The sequence below is a fragment of the Kribbella sp. NPDC005582 genome (genome assembly GCF_040605415.1).
GTDB lineage: Bacteria > Actinomycetota > Actinomycetes > Propionibacteriales > Kribbellaceae > Kribbella.
Window position 1 is genome coordinate 356,026 of sequence record NZ_JBEXCU010000002.1, and the last position, 16,945, is coordinate 372,970.

Below are 16,945 nucleotides of genomic sequence, written 5' to 3' on the forward strand. Positions count from 1 at the left end.
GATGTCCTTGTCTCGCCGCGTCCTGCTCAGGACGGGCGTGGCGGCCGGCGTCGCCGGGGTCGCAGGCGTGGCCGGCCTGGAAACCGGTCTCATTCCCGGACGGGCCCGGATGCACGACGTTCTCGGGCTCACCGGTCCGGATGGCGTTGTGCCCGACGTACCGGCTGGGCCTGTGGTGTCGGGCAGGTTCGAGTCGTTCGGTCGCCGGACGACGGTGGGCTACTCGATCCTTTATCCCGATGGGTATCAGCCGTCCGACGCGATGCCGGTGGTGCTGGTGCTGCACGGACGTGGTGGTGATCACACGTCGGCCGTGCGTGATCTCGGCATCGATCGGTACCTGACGGCCGCCGTACAGGGTGGGTCGCCGCCGTTCGCGCTGGCGACGGTGGATGGCGGGCCCGATTCGTACTGGCATCGCCGGGCCACCGACGAGGACCCGGGCTACATGCTCGACCAGGAGTTCCTTCCCCTGCTGGGGAATCGCGGCCTCGACACCTCCCGGTACGGCGTACTCGGCTGGTCCATGGGTGGGTACGGCGCTCTCCTGTACGCCGCCCTGCACGCGTGGCAACGCCGAGTTCGGCCAGGCACTCGCGCGGTCGCGGTCGGTGCGCTCAGCCCGGCGGTGTGGCGGCGCTACGAAGATGTCGCCCCCGGCTCCTTCGACAGCCGCGAGGATTTCGACGGCGGTCAGCTCTTCGGGCGCCGGGTCGGTCTGCAGGATGTTGCCGTGCGCATCGATTGCGGGCGGGACGATCCGTTCGCGAAGGCCGCCGCGCAGTTGCGGACCGAGCTGCGGGCCGCCGGCGGTCAGCAGGCCGGCGCGCACACGCAGGGCTACTGGCGGCGAATGCTGCCCGCTCAACTGGCGTTTCTCGGCGCACGTCTGCGCAGCTGACGAAAATCGTGGGAACTGGAGGCGAATCTCTCACGTCGGAGTTCGTGTCCCGGCCGGTGGATGAACCCCCGGTCACCCCAGGATGGGCCCTGACAGTCCCTGAATTTTCGAGAGTGGAGCTCATGGTCAACCTCTCCCGCACCACCCGACGTGGTCTGGCCGGCATCGCCGCGCTGACCGGTCTCGCGGTCGTCCTCCCCGCCAACGCCTACGCGGCACCGGCGGCCGCGACGGACACCCGTCCCGTCCCCGTCGTCGGCAAGGCCGCCGAGTCGGGCACCGAGGTGCACGCCGCCGCGCCGACCGCGCTGGCCGGCTACACCGGCCCGTCGGCCCTCAAGATCGTGCGCTACAACAAGCTGTACAAGACCGGGGCGATCCCGGCGTCGCGGTGCAAGGAGGTCAACGTCTCCATGCGCACGGTGGCCGGCGTCAACCAGTACAGCACCCAGGTCTACAAGTGCCTGTACGCCGCCTGGAAGCCGATCCTGGCCGCCGCCGGTGCGAAGTCGACGGCCGCCCCGAAGCTGCACATCACCACCGCCCGGACCGCGAGCACCCGGTGCGGCGTGGTCACGCTGTCCCGCGCGTTCTACTGCGAGAACAACATCTACTTCCCGGCCAACGTGATCGTCAGCCTGTGGAAGCAGAACTCGACGTACGCCCGGGTCTACGCGACCAACACGATGGCGCACGAGTACGGCCACCACATCCAGGAGCAGACCGGCATCATGGACGCCTCCTGGTGGCGGCAGCGCGCGATGAAGACCAACAGCGCGAAGCTGGAGGAGAGCCGCCGTCGTGAGCTGCAGGCGTCCTGCCTGGGCTCGGCCTACATCGGCGCGAACCGTCGCTTCTACCCGATGACCGGCGCGCTCTACAACGAGTGGCGCTGGCTGGTGAACCACTCCGGTGACCAGAAGGGCTACCCGCGCGACCACGGCTCGTACACCAACCACGGCTGGTGGTCGGAGCACGGTTTCTACGCGACCAGCTCGACGACGACCTCGGCTCGCTGCAACACCTTCGAATCCGCGCCGTCGCGGGTCTCCTGATTGCTTCTGCTCCGCACGTAACAAAGCCGCCTGGTACGCGTTGCCGTACCAGGCGGCTGTTGCGTTTTGGCGACAACCACACGATCTGCGATCGTGTGGTTACTTGTTTCGGATCCGCACGCCCTACAGTTCTGAGTCGAACGGTCGAACGGCAGGAGTCAAGGACAGTGAACTACGACGAGTTCAACACCGAGTACGCGAAGGTGCTGGACAAGATCCAGGCCGGTAGGAGCAGCTGGTCGGAGCTGTCCGGGCACGTCACCCGGCTCCGCCAGGCGACCGCCGGGATCACCACGCCGGCGGAGCGGACGCAGGTCGCCAGCGATCTGGCCGCACTGAGCCAGATGGTCGACATGTCGCGGCGGACCAACGACAAGGAAGACGTCTGGACGGTCACGTCCGACGCGATCCGCCGGGCCAGCAGCCAGGAGGGTTCGGTCGCCGACCGGATCAGCCGGATCGACGCGGCGATCACCGACATCACGAACCTGGCCGGCCGGAACCCGGACGAGCGGGACGCGCTGATGCAGTCGACCAGCACCCTGCGCATCCTGCACTCGTCGCTGCAGGCCTCCCTGCGCGCGGAGCAGGCCGAGGCCGCCGCCGCGCACTGACCTTTACAGTCCCAGGGCTGTCGAGAGTGCCTGCTTGATCCCGGCGAGATCCGTGGCCGCTGCAACTCGTGCAGCGGCCACGTCGCCGTCCTGGACCTCGATGACGACCTCCAGGTAGCACTTCAGCTTCGGCTCCGTCCCCGACGGCCGCACGACCACCCGCGCGCCCTCCGAGAGCGTGTACCGCAGCCCGTCCGTCGGCGGCAGTTCAGCGGATCCCTGCGCCAGGTCATCGACCCGTACGACGCTGTGCGCCCCCAGCTGCGCCGGGGGAGTGGTGCGCAGGCTGGTCATCGCGGTCTGGATGAGGCTCAGATCCTCGACGCGGACCGACAGTTGATCGGTCGCGTGCAGGCCGTACTTGATCGCCAGCTCGTCGAGCAGGTCGACCAACGTCTTGCCGTCGGCCTTGGCCCGGGCCGCCAGCTCCAGCACGCGGACGAGCGTCGAGACGCCGTCCTTGTCCTTCACGGCGGTCGGGTCGACGCAGTAGCCGAGGGCTTCCTCGTAGCCGAAGACGAGCTCCGGGACCCGGCCGATCCACTTGAAACCGGTCAGCGTCTCGACGTACCGGACGTCGTAGGCCGCTGCGATCTTGCCGAGCAGCGACGACGAGACGATGGAGCAAGCAGCAACACCGTCCGGCCTGCTGCTCAGCAGGAACTCGCCCAACAGCGCGCCCAGCTCGTCCCCTCTCAACATCCGCCAGTCGCCTGCATCCGGCACTGCGACTGCACACCGGTCGGCATCTGGGTCGTTGGCGACTGCGATGTCGGCGCCGATCTCCCTCGCGAGCTCCAGGGCCGCGTCGATCGCGCCGGGCTCCTCTGGGTTCGGGAAGTTGACCGTGGGGAAGTCCGGGTCCGGATCGGCCTGCGACGCGACCACCGACGGTACGGCGAACCCGGCGCGGGCGACCGCATCCTCCGCCAGCAGGCGGCCGACGCCGTGCAAGGGCGTGTACGCGACGTTCAGCTCGCGCGGTGCATCGGCCGGGACCAGCTCGGCGATCCGGTCCAGGTAGGCGTTGAGCAGCTCGTCGCCGGTCGTCTGCCAGTCGTCCCCGCGCGGTACGGACTCCAAGGGCCCGACCGCGGCGATGGCGGCCGCGATCTCCGCGTCCGCGGGCGGCACGATCTGCGAGCCGTCACCCAGGTAGACCTTGTACCCGTTGTCCTGCGGCGGGTTGTGCGAGGCCGTCACCACGACACCCGCGACCGCCTTGAGGTGCCTGATGCCGAAGGCAATCACCGGCGTCGGCGTGTGCCGGTCCAGCAGTACGGCGTCCAGCCCCGCGCCCCGGACCACAGCCGCCGTGTCCTGGGCGAACACGTCCGACTTGTGGCGAGCGTCGTACCCGATCAGGACCGGGCCGTCGGTCAGCCCGTTCGCCTTCAGGTACGCCGCCAGTCCGGCCGCGGCCCGGATCACGACCACCCGGTTCATCCGGTTCGGTCCGGCGCCCACGGCGCCACGGAGGCCCGCCGTACCGAATTCGAGCGTGCCGGCGAACCGATCCGCCAGCTCAGCCGTGTCACCCGCGTCCAGGAGCTGCTGCAGCTCGGCGCGAGTGTCGGGGTCAGGGTCTTCGCTCAGCCAGGCTTCAGCGGCGGCACGCAGCTCATCGGTCACCAAGGCAGGTTATCCGGCGGACCGCTGACACTCACCAACTCGCGTCAGGAGGCCGTGTCGGCACTCGGCTGAGCGTGGCGAGGGTCAGCGAGGTGAGGTTGGTGAGTGGGGGCGGTCCGCCTAATGCCCGGACGACTGACACGGGCGGCTGCGGAGCTCGGCCACGTAGTCGTCGGGGGCGCCGGCTGCTTCGGCGGCTTCGGCGAGGATGCCGACGTACCGGGCCGAGGGCAGGCCGCCCTCGTAGGCGTTCAGCACGTACATCCAGGCCAGCTGCTCGCCGTCCAGGGTCTGCACCCGGACCTGGATCTTGCGGTAGACGCCCTGGTCGATCCACTCCCACTCGTCCAGGCGCTCGATGTCCTTGGGATGGATGTCGTAGAGGGCGACGAAGACCTGATTCGCCGGGTCGGACGGGTCCTCGACGACGGTCGCCATCGAGCCCTCCCAGCCGAGCTCCTCACCGCCGAAGGTGAGGCGCCAGCCGGTCAGCCAGCCGGTCCCGCGCAGCGGCGAGTACGGACAGCGCTCGGCCATCAGGTTCGGGTCAAGATTCGACGCAAACGCGGCGTACAGGGTCACGAGAAATCAGGATACGGAACAATGGCCTCTCGTGGCGCGAGTTGTGATCATCGGTGGCGGTCCAGGCGGGTACGAAGCGGCGAGTGCGGCCGCCCAATTAGGGGCGGAGGTGACAGTCGTCGATTCCGACGGCCTGGGCGGTTCTGCCGTCCTGACCGACTGCGTTCCGAGCAAGACGCTGATCGCCACCGCCGAGGTGATGACCGAGGTGGAGGAGGCCGGCGAGCTCGGCCTGCGGGTCGACGACGGCGACGACGACCCGGCGAACTCCGTCTCGGTCGATCTCGGCGTGGTCAACCGGCGTGTCAAGGCGCTGGCGACGGCTCAGTCGGAGGGCATCGAGCGCCGGCTCGCCTCGGACCAGATCCGGATCGTCAAGGGCCGCGGCCGGCTCGACGGGCCGGAGACCGTGGTCGTCGGCGACGAGCGGCTGGACGCTGACGTGGTGCTGATCGCCACTGGTGCAAGGCCTCGCGTGCTCAAGGGCTCCGAGCCGGACGGCGAGCGCATCCTGACCTGGGAGCAGGTCTACGAGCTCGACCACCTGCCCGAGCGGCTGATCGTGGTCGGCTCCGGTGTCACCGGCGCCGAGTTCGCCAGCGCGTACGACGCCCTCGGCAGCGACGTGGTCCTGGTCTCGTCCCGCGACCGGGTGCTGCCCGGCGAGGACGCCGACGCGGCCGCTGTCCTCGAGGACGTCTTCAAGCGGCGCGGTCTGACCGTCCTGAGCAAGTCCCGCGCCGAGTCCGTCAAGCGCCAGGGCGACGCTGTCGTGGTCACCCTGACCGACGGCCGGACGGTCGAGGGCTCGCACGCCCTGCTCGCGGTCGGTTCGCTCCCGAACACCGACGAAATGGGCTTGGTCGAGTCGGGCGTGTCGCTGACCGACGGCGGCTTCGTCCAGGTCGACCGCGTCTCCCGTACGACGGCCCGCGGGGTCTACGCGGCCGGCGACTGCACCGGCGTACTGATGCTGGCCTCGGTCGCCGCCATGCAGGGCCGGATCGCGATGGCCCACGCCCTCGGCGACGCCGTCGCCCCGCTCGACCAGTCCACCGTCTCGGCGAACGTCTTCACCGCCCCCGAGATCGCCACCGTCGGCCTCACCCAGGCCACGGTCGACGCCGGTGGCAGTACGGCGATGGTCGTCAAGGTCCCGCTCGCCGACAACGCCCGCGCCAAGATGCAGGGCGTCCGTGACGGCTTCGTCAAGCTGTTCTGCCTCCCGAACACCGGCATCATCGTCGGCGGCGTCGTGGTCGCCCCGCGCGCCTCGGAGCTGATCCACCCCATCGCTCTCGCGGTCGCCGCCCGCCTCACCGTCGACCAGGTAGCAGCCTCCTTCACCGTCTACCCGTCCGTCTCCGGCTCCATCGCCGAGGCCGCCCGCCGACTCCACTTGCGCAGCTGAAAAGTCAGGGGTAAACCTGCGTTCACTGCCGTGACGGTGGGTGACTGAGGCATTGCCCGGTATTGCGGCACTTTTCCGCTCAGGCGGGATAGGCGGCAGTTGTATCGGCTACTGATGGTTATCAGCTACGCGCAGTGAGGGAAATCGGTTCTTCAGAATCCCTGTTCCAGGGGCCGCTGACGGATTTACTCTCCGGTTGATCACTTCCGGAGGGGAAATATGAGACGACGTGTGTCGCGCAGTGCTGCGTTCGTTGCGGTGACCACACTCGTACTGGCGTCGGTGACGGCGCCGGTGCGAGCCGAGACCAGGGCGGGGTCGCCGCCCGGTCCGTTGCAGGTGAAGACCGCGGCCGACGGGCTGATGGCCAAGCTGGATCCGAAGCTCGAGGCGAAGGTCAAGAAGGGCGAGACCGCCTCAGTGGCGGTGTTCGCGACCGTGCAGGGCGATCCGGCGGCGGCGAAGGCCGTGCTGGACAACGCGCGAGTGGCCGCGACCGGCGACAGTGGGCTGGTGCTCGGCTCGATTCCGGTCCAGGCGCTGCCGAAGCTGGCCGCCGCGAAGGGCGTGGTATCGGTGCGGCCGGTGGAGCTCGGGAAGACCGGGCAGCCGTTGAACGACCCGGATCCGGAGCTGCACAAGGCGCCGACGCAGGCCGAGAAGCAGGCCGCGCGCGCCAAGCTCCAGACCAGCGAAGTTCCGTACGACGAGGCACCGGCCCCGCACGGCTCGAACTTCGAGAAGTTGCGCAAGCAGAACCTGCTCGACGCCAAGACCCACGACTTCACCGGGGCCTGGAACGCCGGGATCACCGGCAAGGGCATCACGGTCGGCGTCCTCGACGGCGGCACCGACTTCGGCCACCCGGACCTGCTGAACACGTGGCAGACGTGGTCCGGCCAGACCGGGACCAAGGCTGGGTGGAACGGCTGGCCGAAGGCCTTCGACCCGTACGGGACCCTGCAGTGGCTGTCGGCGCCGTCTCAGGTCGACGACGGGCTGTCCTGGTACACCAAGACCACGGCGGCTTCCTGCGCGGGCTCCGGTGCGACGTGCTCGGTTGATTTCGCCACCAAGACCGGACCGTCGCGCAACTTCAGCGCCCCCGCCGGGACTGCGAAGCACACCTACGACTTCCCCGCGTCCTGGAGCAAGTCCGGCACGGTCAAGCTCGGCAGCCACCCGGACGACTACCTGCTCCAGTTGTACGGCGAGCGCCCGGCGTACCTGGTCACCGACCCGCACACCGCCGGTGTCTACGACACGGTCTACGTCGACCTCGACGACGACCACTCGTTCGCCGACGAGAAGCCGGTCACCAAGGCTTCGCCGCCGTCGTACCGGGATATGAACGGCGACGGGTACACCGACCTCTCCGGCGGACTGCTGTACTTCATCTCGGACGGCAAGACCGAGGTCCCCGGCGGGCAAGACGTGTTCGGAGTGCACGACACGTCGTACGGCTCGGGCGATCTGCTCGCGTGGACGGGCGACTTCGATCCGCAGATCGAGGGGCACGGCACGCTGACCGCGTCGAACATCGTCGGCCAGGCCGTGGTCAACGGCAAGGCGCCGACCTTCAAGGACATCCCCGGCGGCAAGTACGCCGGTGCCGTCCTCGGTGGCGCGCCGCACGCCAAGCTGGCGCCGTTCGGCGACATCTACCTCGGCTTCGACTTCTCCACGCAGTTCGGCTATCTGCTCTCCACCCGCCAGGGCGTCGACGTCACGTCGAACTCCTACGGGCAGTCCACCGTCGACAACGACGGCTGGGACGCGGCCAGCCAGGAAGCCGACGTGATCCACGACGGCCACACGACCACGCCGCTGTTCTCGACCGGCAACGGCGCACCAGGCTTCGGTACGACGGGCTCCTCGCCGACCGCGGGCATCGCGGTCGGAGCGTCGACGCAGTTCGGCGGGACCGGCTGGGACTCGATCGTGCGGACGAAGCAGATCATGGACAACGACGTGGTCGAGTGGTCGAACCGCGGCTTCCAGTCGAACGCCGCGAACGGCGTCGATGTGGTTGCCGACGGCGCCTATGCGCCGGGTGACGCGACGCTGAACACGATTCTCGATGGCCGAGACGCCTGGACCACGTGGGGTGGCACCAGCCGCTCGACCCCGGTGGCAGCGGGTGCGACCGCGCTGGTCTACCAGGCCTACGAGAAGGCACACGGCACCAAGCTGCCAGCCGGCTTCTACAAGACCGCCAAGGACATCCTGAAGACGTCCGCCCAGGACCTCGGGTACGACGCCAACGTGCAGGGCTCGGGATCGGTCGACGCGGGCAAGGCGGTGGCGAGTGCGCTCGGCCGCCGGGCCGTGGTCAGCCCGTCGCAATGGCGGGTCGGCGACTACCGTGGCACGGAGTATCCGGCGTTCGCGAACGTGATCGCACCCGGTGGCACGGACTCGCAGAAGTTCGATGTGAAGGGACCGGGCGCCTGGCAGGTCAGCGACCGGCAGCTCGTCCGGACGGCGAACGACAGTTTCTCCTTCACCAGCAAGGATCTGAAGCAGGAGAGCACCGGGAACTTCAACGCTCCCGACTATCTGATCGACTTGACCCGTAAGGTCAAGCAGCATCGCGACGCGGATCTGATGCTCGTGCGACTCGAATATCCGCGCTCGGAGTTCGACGGTGACAACAACCTGACCGAGGACCAGGGCTGGCGCTTGCTGACCTACAACTGGACCGACGTCAACCACGACGGCAAGCTGTGGACCGACAAGGACCACAACGGTGTCGTCAACCACACCGACAAGACGACCAGCTCGAACATCGACGGTTTCAAGGATCTCGACTTCGCGAAGTCCGAGATGCAGCAGGGCGAGTACGGCCGGTTCATGTACCACCGGGCCGGTGCGAACGCGCTGCAGTCGCTGGTGCGCGACCCGGCGTCGCGGATGGCGAACGGCCTGTTCCTGGGGCTGCAGCACTCCGCGAAGAACGCTGCGATTCCGGTGACGCACTTCAAGATCTCGATCGACTGGTACAAGAACAGCGACTGGAAGTGGATCACCACGCCGCGGTTCACGACTGGTTCGTTCACGGCGTCGATCAAGGTTCCGGCGAAGACACCGTACGGGATGTACTCGGGTGCTGTCGTGCTGAAGCGCGGCTCGGACTCGATGGTGGTGCCGGTGTCGGTCGCCGTCGCGGCTCGCGCATCCCAGGATGCTGCCGGGAAGTTGACCGGGGCAACCACCTTCGGTGGTGACGACGTGGCCCGGGCTCAGCGGAACTACACCTACAACAACGGTTCGGTCTTCGGTGCGAACGACTGGACCTGGCGAGCCGAATCCGGTGACTGGCGCTTCTTCTACCTCGACGTGCCCAAGGCTCCGGCCGAAGGAACGAAGTTCCTGGTCAACACGTCATGGAAGGACGCCGGACCGGCGACCGACCTCGACACGTTGATCATGGGCCGCTCGCAGAACCACTTCCAAGTGGTGCCCGACTCGGTGTGGGGCGCACCGTACACGCTCGACACGGTCGGCAAGAGCCCGAACACCAACGTCCGCGCGGGTGTCTGGCGCTTCGACACGGCGACCGGGGGACCGGCCGACGTAGTCACCGCGCCGGCGCAGGAAGGCCTGCAGGCGTTCGCCGTGCACCAGGTCGGCTGGCAGGGCGACAAGTTCGACACCCCGTTCAAGGTCGACGTCGGCAGCGCCTCGGTCGCCCCGGCTTCCGTCGTACAGACTGCCACTGGAGACAGCGGCGCCTTCGATGTGAAGTTCGAGTCGAGCGTTGCTTTGGACGGTCTGAAGGCCTCCGCCTACGGCCTCAGCCAGCCGAGCACCACCACCGAAACCGCTCACCAGGACAACGCCGACGACCCCGCGTCATCGAGCTTCAAGCGGAACATCACGTTGTCGCACGCCTCCCGCTTGAGCGTCAGCACCGCGATGGCCGGTAATGACCTCGACCTCTACGTGGTCCGCGACGCCAACAACGACGGCGTCTTCGCGCCCTCCGAGATCGTCGCCTCGTCGGCAGGCGGTACCGCCAACGAGTCCGTCGACCTCACCAGCCCACCCGACGGCAACTACCAGATCTGGGTCCACGGCTTCGCCGTAGCCGGTACGCCGTCCTTCACCTTCAACGTCAACGCAGTCCAAGGCAACGACCTGACCGTCACGGGCCTGCCCGCCGGCCCGGTCCCGGCCGGCACCCCGGTCACCCTCCACGTCACCTACAACAAACCGATGACCGCCGGCCAGACCTACACCGGCGAACTCCTGCTAGGCCCGACAACGGCCCCGTCCGCGCTGTCGGTACCGATCAAGATCACCAGATAATCGCGGTGGGTGGTGGCTGGCATCCAGCCACCACCCACTCAAACCCGCTTGGTGGGCGAGTACGCGTACCACACGGTGCTGCTCGAGGGGACGTAGACGCGGTAATCGCGGCTGCGGTTGGTGGTGATCGTGTACGACGCGGCGCCGGTCTTGGTGTTCGGGTACGCCCAGCCGAGGTCGGTCCAGGTGTTCGAACCGACGTCCCGCTTCTGGAACAGCACCCGGCCGTGGTGCCGCGTGAACGACTTGGTCTTGGTGTTGTAGTACGTCGCCCGCGCGTAGACGGTGGTCTTCGTACCGCTGCGTACGCCGGTCAGCCCGATGGCGGCTGCGCATTTCGTCATCGAGGTGGCGGGCAGCAGTCGGGCGACGTTGTGGCCCGCGCTGTCGCGACCGTATCCCTCCGGCGTCCACCGGGTGGTGACTCCGATCGGCGTCTTGTTGATCCAAATGCTGACGCTGTCCCAAGGTCCGCCGATGCCGAAGTTGTACGTGCCGTCCGGGCGCACCGCCCACCAGTTCGTGTCCTGGACCGTCTTGGGGCAGCCGCCGCCCAGCTTCATGCTGTAGATGTAGCTCTGCGGCGAGTTGATGACCAGCTTGGCCGGCACCGGCAGCGAGCACGTCGGCAACGCCTGCGGTGCCGCCTGCGCAGCGGTCGGGCCGATCAGCAGCCCAGAGGCCAGAATGCCGGTAGCCATCAGCAGAGTGCGGTAACGCATGGAATCTCCTTGAGAAAGGCAACCGTCACCCCACGGTCGCGCAGGCGCAGATTACCGGTCGGGTGTTACTGCTGTCTGTGGGATTGGCTTGCAGGTTGATGCAGGTGATCGGCCGGGCTGGAGGTCGGCGTGCTCACAACCTCCGCCATGAGTGCGCCCGCACCGCACCGTATCAGCCACACCCGCGGCCCCACCGCTTCAGCCGCACCTGCGTCCGCCGCCTAAGCCGCACCGCGTCCGCCGCTTCAGCCGCACCCGCCCCCACCGCCCCGCCCATGGCCGCACCACATCTCCTCAGCCAGGAGCAGATGGGCTTCGGCTCACACCAGGCAGCCTCAGCCATGGGTAGCAGGCTTCGACTCACAACCTCCGGCCGCAGCGGCGGGAGGCTGAAGCAACTGGGTCGGCCGCATTTGTGCGGGGTCAACCACACCACTCACCACCGGTCGAGCAAGCCGCGTGCACGCGACGAAGGAGCGGGCTTAGCGGCGGCGATCCCGGATAGACGGTCCCCCGGCGCGGCTTTCGCGGGAAGCGGCGGCAGCCGCGCGAAAGGGTGGGCGGGGCGCACGGGCAGAAGCACGCGACGAAGGAGCGCGCGTGCCCGGAGCGAGGGGAACAAACAGGCCCCGGCAACCATGAAGGTTGCCGGGGCCTAAGAAACTAGAGACTTAGAAATCCCCGCCGAAGTCCCCGCCGCCGAAGTCGCCGAAGTCCCAGCCGCCGGCGTCGCCGCCGGAGTCTCCGCCGAGGCCTTCCATCTCGCCGCCGCCCATGTCGCCGCCGCCGTAGTCGCCGCCCATGTCACCGCCGGCGAAGTCGCCGTAGCCGCCGCCGGCGAACATGCCGCCGAGCATGGTGCCGAGGAACATGCCGGTCATCACGCCGCCCATGGCGCCGAACATGCCTTGGGCGTACGGCGAGTAGGCCGGGCCGGCTTCCCAGTACGGGACGCGCTGCGGGCCGACCATGACCTTGCGGACATCCGGTTCGGCGCCGGCGCGGACGCGCTCGGCGTCGGCGGCGCAGGCCGGGACCTCGCGGGGGGCGCCGCCGGGCGGGGCCCACTGGACGTCGACGACCGAGGGGCCGTGCTGGGGGTTGAAGAAGCAGGACGGGCGGCGCTGCGGGAGCGGCTCGCCGTTGACCCGGGCGCGGACGCAGGTGGCGGCGTACCGGCCGTCTTCGAGGATTTCGATGACGTGCTTGATCTGGTCGGCCTCGGTGACCTGGCCGACGGCCTGCTTGGCCGACTCGTAGGCGTCGAGCGCGCGCTGGTAGTCCTGGCGGGCGCCGTCGCCGAGGTCCTTGCCGACCATGTCGAGGTCGAGGTCCTGCAGCTCCTCGCCGAAGCGGGTGATGTCCTCGTCGGCGGTCCGCTTGACCGACTCGAGCTCGGCGGCGGTGATCTCGTGCTGCTTGCGGGACTGCAGCTGGGTCCGACGGTACGAGCGGTACGCCAGCACCGCGATCACCACGACAGCGATGATCAGGATGAATTCCATGTCGGGCCTCTTCAGAAAATTGGGGCTTTACGGTGAGCCTACCGAACCTCGCAAGCCCGGCACGCCACGCAGGGTGACCACAATCCCCGGAATGCCGTCACGCAGCGCGCATAATCGATTACCGCCGCCCAGCGACCGCATTTGCCTCCGCCGGAAGGCCGTCCGATGCGCAAGACCCTCCGACTTCTCACGCTCACCGCGACCGCACTGTCACTGGTCGCACCACAGGTCGCGTCCCGGGAACGGACAGCACCCGATCCGGCCATGGCGACGTACCAGGAGATCCCGATCACCGGTCTCTCGGTGGCTGCCGAGACCACGCCGTTCGCGATGGTCGGTGTCACCTGGCCGGCCGGAAGCACAACGGTCCGGGCCAAGGTCCGGATCAAGCGCGGCGACCAGTGGACCGACTGGCAGAACCTGCACATCGAGGACGGCCACGGCCCGGACACCCCGGAAGGCAACCCCGGTACCGAACCGCTCTGGGTCGGCGACGCGACCGGCATCCAGGCCAGTGCGACCGACGCCGCCGGTACAGCGATCAAAGGCGCCAAAGTCACGCTGATCCAGCCCGGCGTGCTCGCCACCGACAACGCCGAATCGCCAGCCACACAAGACATCGGGCCGGCCGCGAGCAGAGCGCCGTACCCGATGCCGAACGTCTGGAGCCGCAAGCGCTGGGGTGCCGATGAGCGCTTGCGCAATGTCAACAAGGGCTGCTCCCGCCCGAAGTACACGAAGACCGTGATGGCTGCGTTCGTGCATCACACCGCCGATCGCAACGACTACACGCGGGCGCAGGTGCCGGCGATGCTGCGCGCGACGTACGCGTATCACGTGAAGAGCCGTGGCTGGTGCGACCTCGGCTACAACTTCCTCGTCGACCGCTTCGGCCGCGCCTTCGAGGGCCGGTACGGCGGCGCGCAGCTGCCGGTGCTCGGCGCGCATACCGAGTCGTTCAACGCGAACTCGTTCGGCGTCTCGCTGATCGGCAACTTCGACAAGGTCGCGCCACCGGCGTCGATGCTGGAGGCAACAGCCCGGGTGATCGCCTGGAAGCTCGATGCCAACTATCGCTCGCCGACCGCCAGCATCATCCTCGCGCGGCACAAGGTGAACACCATCTCGGGGCATCGCGACACCAAGGCAACCGCATGCCCTGGGCAACAGCTCTACGCGAAACTTCCTTGGCTGAAGCAACGAGTGCAGACCCTGATGGGCGGCACGGTCTCCACACCGATCTACCGGTTCGCGAAGACGATCGGATTCCGGAGCCTTGGGCAACCGTTCTGGGGTGAACACCGCACGCGCACCGGCTGGGCGACGTACTTCGGCTCCCGCGACATCTTCTACTCGGTCTCCACCGGTGCGCACTCGACCGCGGGCGTCTTCCGTCAGCGGTACCGCCGGATGGGCCCGGACACCGGTCTTGGCCTGCCGACCACCGAGGTCCACAACGGCCGGGTCCGTGGGACACGCGTGCAGTCGTTCCGCGACGGCGGCTTCTACTGGACCAAGCCGTACGGCGTCCGCCCGGTGACCGGCCTGATCTATCGCAAGTACGTCGCGATCGGCGCGGAGCGGTCGCGGCTCGGCCTGCCGATGACCGATATCTACAAGGTGAAGGGCGGGTTGCGGCAGAAGTACCAGCACGGCTGGCTCACCTACCACGCACACCGCCGTACGGTTCTCGTTCACTACCGGAGTGGCTCATGAAGCGCGCGATTGTTGCTGTTGTCATCGCTTGCACCGCTGTCAGCGCGACCGCCGAGGCGCGGGAGTTCGAGCCGACGTCCGGGGCGGACACCACGATCAGCGGTCGCGGTTTCGGCCACGGTCGCGGAATGTCCCAGTACGGCGCTCAGGGCGCCGCGATCGCGGGGAAGTCGGCCAAGCAGATCCTCGACTTCTACTACCCGGGAACGACCGTGGGGAAGGCGACCGGCCGGATCCGGGTGCGAATCAGCGCCGACACGACCGACGGCGTACGGGTTGCCGCGGTCAACAATCTGCGGATCCGCAGTCTGGCCACCGATCGGCTCTATACCTTGCCCAAGGCATCGACCCGCGACCAGTGGTCGATCGACCCGCACGGTGAGCACGGCACCAAGGTCAGCTCGTACGACACCACGACGCGCAAGTGGACGCTGTGGAAGACGTTCACCTCGATGAGTCAGTTCGAAGGGCCGTCGCTGACCAGTCTGATCCTGCCGAATGGTGAGGTCCGGCGTTATCGCGGCGGCCTACGCGCGATCGATGCTCCAGGCAAGCATCTGGACACTGTCAACGTCGTCTCGCTGGAACATTACCTGCGCGGCGTCGTACCGCGGGAGGCCTTGTCCACCTGGCGTCCGGCCGCACTGCAGGCGCAGGCTGTTGCTGCTCGCACCTATTCCGTCTTCCACCGAAACCGGAGCGGGAAGCGGGCCTACGACCTCTGCGACACGATTGCCTGCCAGGTCTACGGCGGGTACGACGACGAGAAGAACGCGACGAACGCCGCGATCACCGCGACCGCGGGGCAGGTGCGGTTGTACCAGGGCAAGCCGATCATCGCCGAGTTCTCGTCGTCCAACGGCGGCGCGACGGCGGCCGGGGAGGTCCCGTACCAGGTGCTGAAGCTGGACAGCTGGGACGCCTATCCCGGGAACGGGAATCCGAACGTGACCTGGACGGTGACGCGGAAGACGTCCGAGGTGCAGGCCGTGTTCGATGTCGGCACCACCCGGACACTGCGCGTCATCAAGCGCACAGGTGTCGGTCCGAGCGGTGGTCGCGCGGCCAGCGTCGAGGCCGTCGGGTCGAAGGGGCGTCGCGTGCTGACCGCCGACCAGCTCCGCGGCCGGCTGCATCTGAAGTCCGCGTGGATCGCGTTTCCGGTGACTCCACTGGATATATCAACTGCGTTGGCCGGATCGCGCGATCGCTGACCCATTGACGGATTCTCCCTGCGACGGTTAGAACATGACATCGATGTCATCCGTCACCGCCCACAGAGGAGCCGGTCGATGCGCAGGAAATTGGGTATATCAACTCGGATCGTGGCCGGCCTGGTGGCGGTCGCGATCGTCGGGTCGTCGCAGCTGTCCACGGCCGGTGCCGTGACCACCAACGCGGCCCGTGCCAAGGCGTCGTACGACGCGATCAACAAGTACTTCGACGCCGGGCAGGGACTGCTGCTCGAGGAGTACCCCAACCACCAGACCAACCCGTACTCGTACGTCTGGCCGTACTCGCAGGCCGCGGTCGCGGCCGAGGACATCGCCGGGATTCCCGGTGCCGGGCCCAAGGCGTCCGCCGAGGCGAAACGCCGGATCGACGCCTACGCGCCGTACTGGAACGCGACGACGACGCCGAAGGGCTACGACTCGTACGTGCGTCCGCCGCTGGGTGGCGGCGGCGACAAGTTCTACGACGACAACGAGTGGATCGGGCTGCACCTGATCCAGAACTACAAGCGCACCGGCGACCGTACGTCGCTCGCCCGCGCCAAGGAGATCTTCACCCTGGTCACGCACGGGTGGGACACCGACGCGACGCACCCGTGCGCCGGTGGCGTCTACTGGACCCAGGCGCCGTGGAGTCAGGACCGGAACACGGTTTCGAACGGTCCGGGGGCAGAGCTCGGTGCGCACCTGTACCTGCTGACGCACGACCGGTCGTACCTGACCTGGGCGAAGCGGATGTACCAGTGGGCGCAGGACTGCCTGCTCGCGCCGAACGGTCTGTACTGGGACCACATCGACCTCGCCGGCAACATCGAGAAGACGCAGTGGAGCTACAACCAGGGCGTGATGCTCGGGGCCGGCGTCCTGTTGTTCAAGGCAACCGGTGACCACCGCTACCTGCGCGACGCCAAGTCGGTCGCGAACGCCTCGCTCGCCTTCTACAACACCCGCGAGATCCTCGCCAAGAACGGCGCCGCCTTCAACTCGATCTGGTTCAAGAACCTGCTCATCCTGGACTCGGTGGCCCCCGACCCCCGCTACCGCAAAGCCATGCAGGCCTACGCCGACGACACCTGGAACACCACCCGAGACCCCGCCACCAACCTCTACACCTTCCGCGAAGGCTCGGTAGAACTCCTCCAGCAGTCCGGCATCACCCAGATCCACGCCCTCCTCGCCTGGCCCCGCTCCAGGTACCACCTCCTAGCCTGAAAGCACACCGCCCCCGGCGGTGACAGTTCCTTCGGCGCGACCGCCCCACGCG

12 protein-coding genes are annotated in these 16,945 nt (G+C 68.0%); 8 read left to right on the forward strand and 4 right to left on the reverse strand.

What is annotated here, in order from left to right:
• Position 1: 1 nt before the first annotated feature.
• The 3 genes from ABZS29_RS13285 to ABZS29_RS13295 all read left to right on the forward strand — a co-directional run bounded on the left by ABZS29_RS13285 (position 2) and on the right by ABZS29_RS13295 (position 2,570).
• On the forward strand, positions 2-901 hold the full coding sequence (locus tag ABZS29_RS13285; RefSeq protein WP_355461513.1) for an alpha/beta hydrolase-fold protein: 900 nt from the start codon (positions 2-4) through the stop codon (positions 899-901).
• Positions 902-1,023: 122 nt separating this feature from the next.
• The gene (locus tag ABZS29_RS13290; RefSeq protein ID WP_355461514.1) at positions 1,024-1,956 is read left to right on the forward strand and encodes a neutral zinc metallopeptidase; all 933 of its coding nucleotides are present in this window, start codon (positions 1,024-1,026) and stop codon (positions 1,954-1,956) included.
• Positions 1,957-2,123: 167 nt separating this feature from the next.
• The gene (locus tag ABZS29_RS13295; RefSeq protein ID WP_355461516.1) at positions 2,124-2,570 is read left to right on the forward strand and encodes a hypothetical protein; all 447 of its coding nucleotides are present in this window, start codon (positions 2,124-2,126) and stop codon (positions 2,568-2,570) included.
• Between the two features lie 3 nt (positions 2,571-2,573).
• Here ABZS29_RS13295 and ABZS29_RS13300 read toward each other — a convergent pair whose 3' ends face one another.
• Together ABZS29_RS13300 and ABZS29_RS13305 are read right to left on the reverse strand one after the other, a co-directional pair.
• Positions 2,574-4,202 (reverse strand): phospho-sugar mutase, encoded by a 1,629-nt coding sequence (locus ABZS29_RS13300; protein ID WP_355461518.1) that lies wholly within the window; start codon positions 4,200-4,202, stop codon positions 2,574-2,576.
• 120 nt (positions 4,203-4,322) lie between these two features.
• Positions 4,323-4,784 carry a gamma-glutamylcyclotransferase gene (locus ABZS29_RS13305; RefSeq protein ID WP_355461520.1) on the reverse strand — a complete coding sequence of 154 codons (462 nt, stop codon included), beginning with the start codon at positions 4,782-4,784 and terminating at the stop codon, positions 4,323-4,325.
• Positions 4,785-4,815: 31 nt separating this feature from the next.
• Here ABZS29_RS13305 and ABZS29_RS13310 point away from each other — a divergent pair, with 31 nt between their 5' ends.
• Positions 4,816-6,195, forward strand: coding sequence for an NAD(P)H-quinone dehydrogenase (locus tag ABZS29_RS13310; protein WP_355461522.1), 1,380 nt, complete (start codon positions 4,816-4,818; stop codon positions 6,193-6,195).
• A gap of 219 nt (positions 6,196-6,414) precedes the next feature.
• Positions 6,415-10,506, forward strand: coding sequence for a S8 family serine peptidase (locus ABZS29_RS13315; RefSeq protein ID WP_355461524.1), 4,092 nt, complete (start codon positions 6,415-6,417; stop codon positions 10,504-10,506).
• Between the two features lie 38 nt (positions 10,507-10,544).
• On the opposite strand, the gene ABZS29_RS13320 is transcribed toward ABZS29_RS13315, so the two are convergent.
• Both ABZS29_RS13320 and ABZS29_RS13325 read right to left on the reverse strand, forming a co-directional pair.
• A complete protein-coding gene (locus ABZS29_RS13320; RefSeq protein ID WP_355461525.1) occupies positions 10,545-11,228 on the reverse strand; it encodes a hypothetical protein in 684 nt (227 codons plus the stop codon).
• A 671-nt stretch (positions 11,229-11,899) separates the two neighbouring features.
• On the reverse strand, positions 11,900-12,733 hold the full coding sequence (locus ABZS29_RS13325) for a hypothetical protein (protein ID WP_355461527.1): 834 nt from the start codon (positions 12,731-12,733) through the stop codon (positions 11,900-11,902).
• 165 nt (positions 12,734-12,898) lie between these two features.
• Between ABZS29_RS13325 and ABZS29_RS13330 the strand changes: the two genes are divergently transcribed.
• The 3 genes from ABZS29_RS13330 (at position 12,899) to ABZS29_RS13340 (ending at position 16,893) form a co-directional block, all read left to right on the forward strand.
• Positions 12,899-14,449, forward strand: coding sequence for an N-acetylmuramoyl-L-alanine amidase (locus ABZS29_RS13330; protein WP_355461529.1), 1,551 nt, complete (start codon positions 12,899-12,901; stop codon positions 14,447-14,449).
• The gene (locus ABZS29_RS13335; protein WP_355461531.1) at positions 14,446-15,663 is read left to right on the forward strand and encodes a SpoIID/LytB domain-containing protein; all 1,218 of its coding nucleotides are present in this window, start codon (positions 14,446-14,448) and stop codon (positions 15,661-15,663) included. Before ABZS29_RS13330 ends, ABZS29_RS13335 begins: the two co-directional genes overlap by 4 nt.
• 78 nt (positions 15,664-15,741) lie before the next feature.
• Positions 15,742-16,893 carry a glycoside hydrolase family 76 protein gene (locus ABZS29_RS13340; protein ID WP_355461532.1) on the forward strand — a complete coding sequence of 384 codons (1,152 nt, stop codon included), beginning with the start codon at positions 15,742-15,744 and terminating at the stop codon, positions 16,891-16,893.
• The last annotated feature ends 52 nt before the right edge of the window (positions 16,894-16,945 follow it).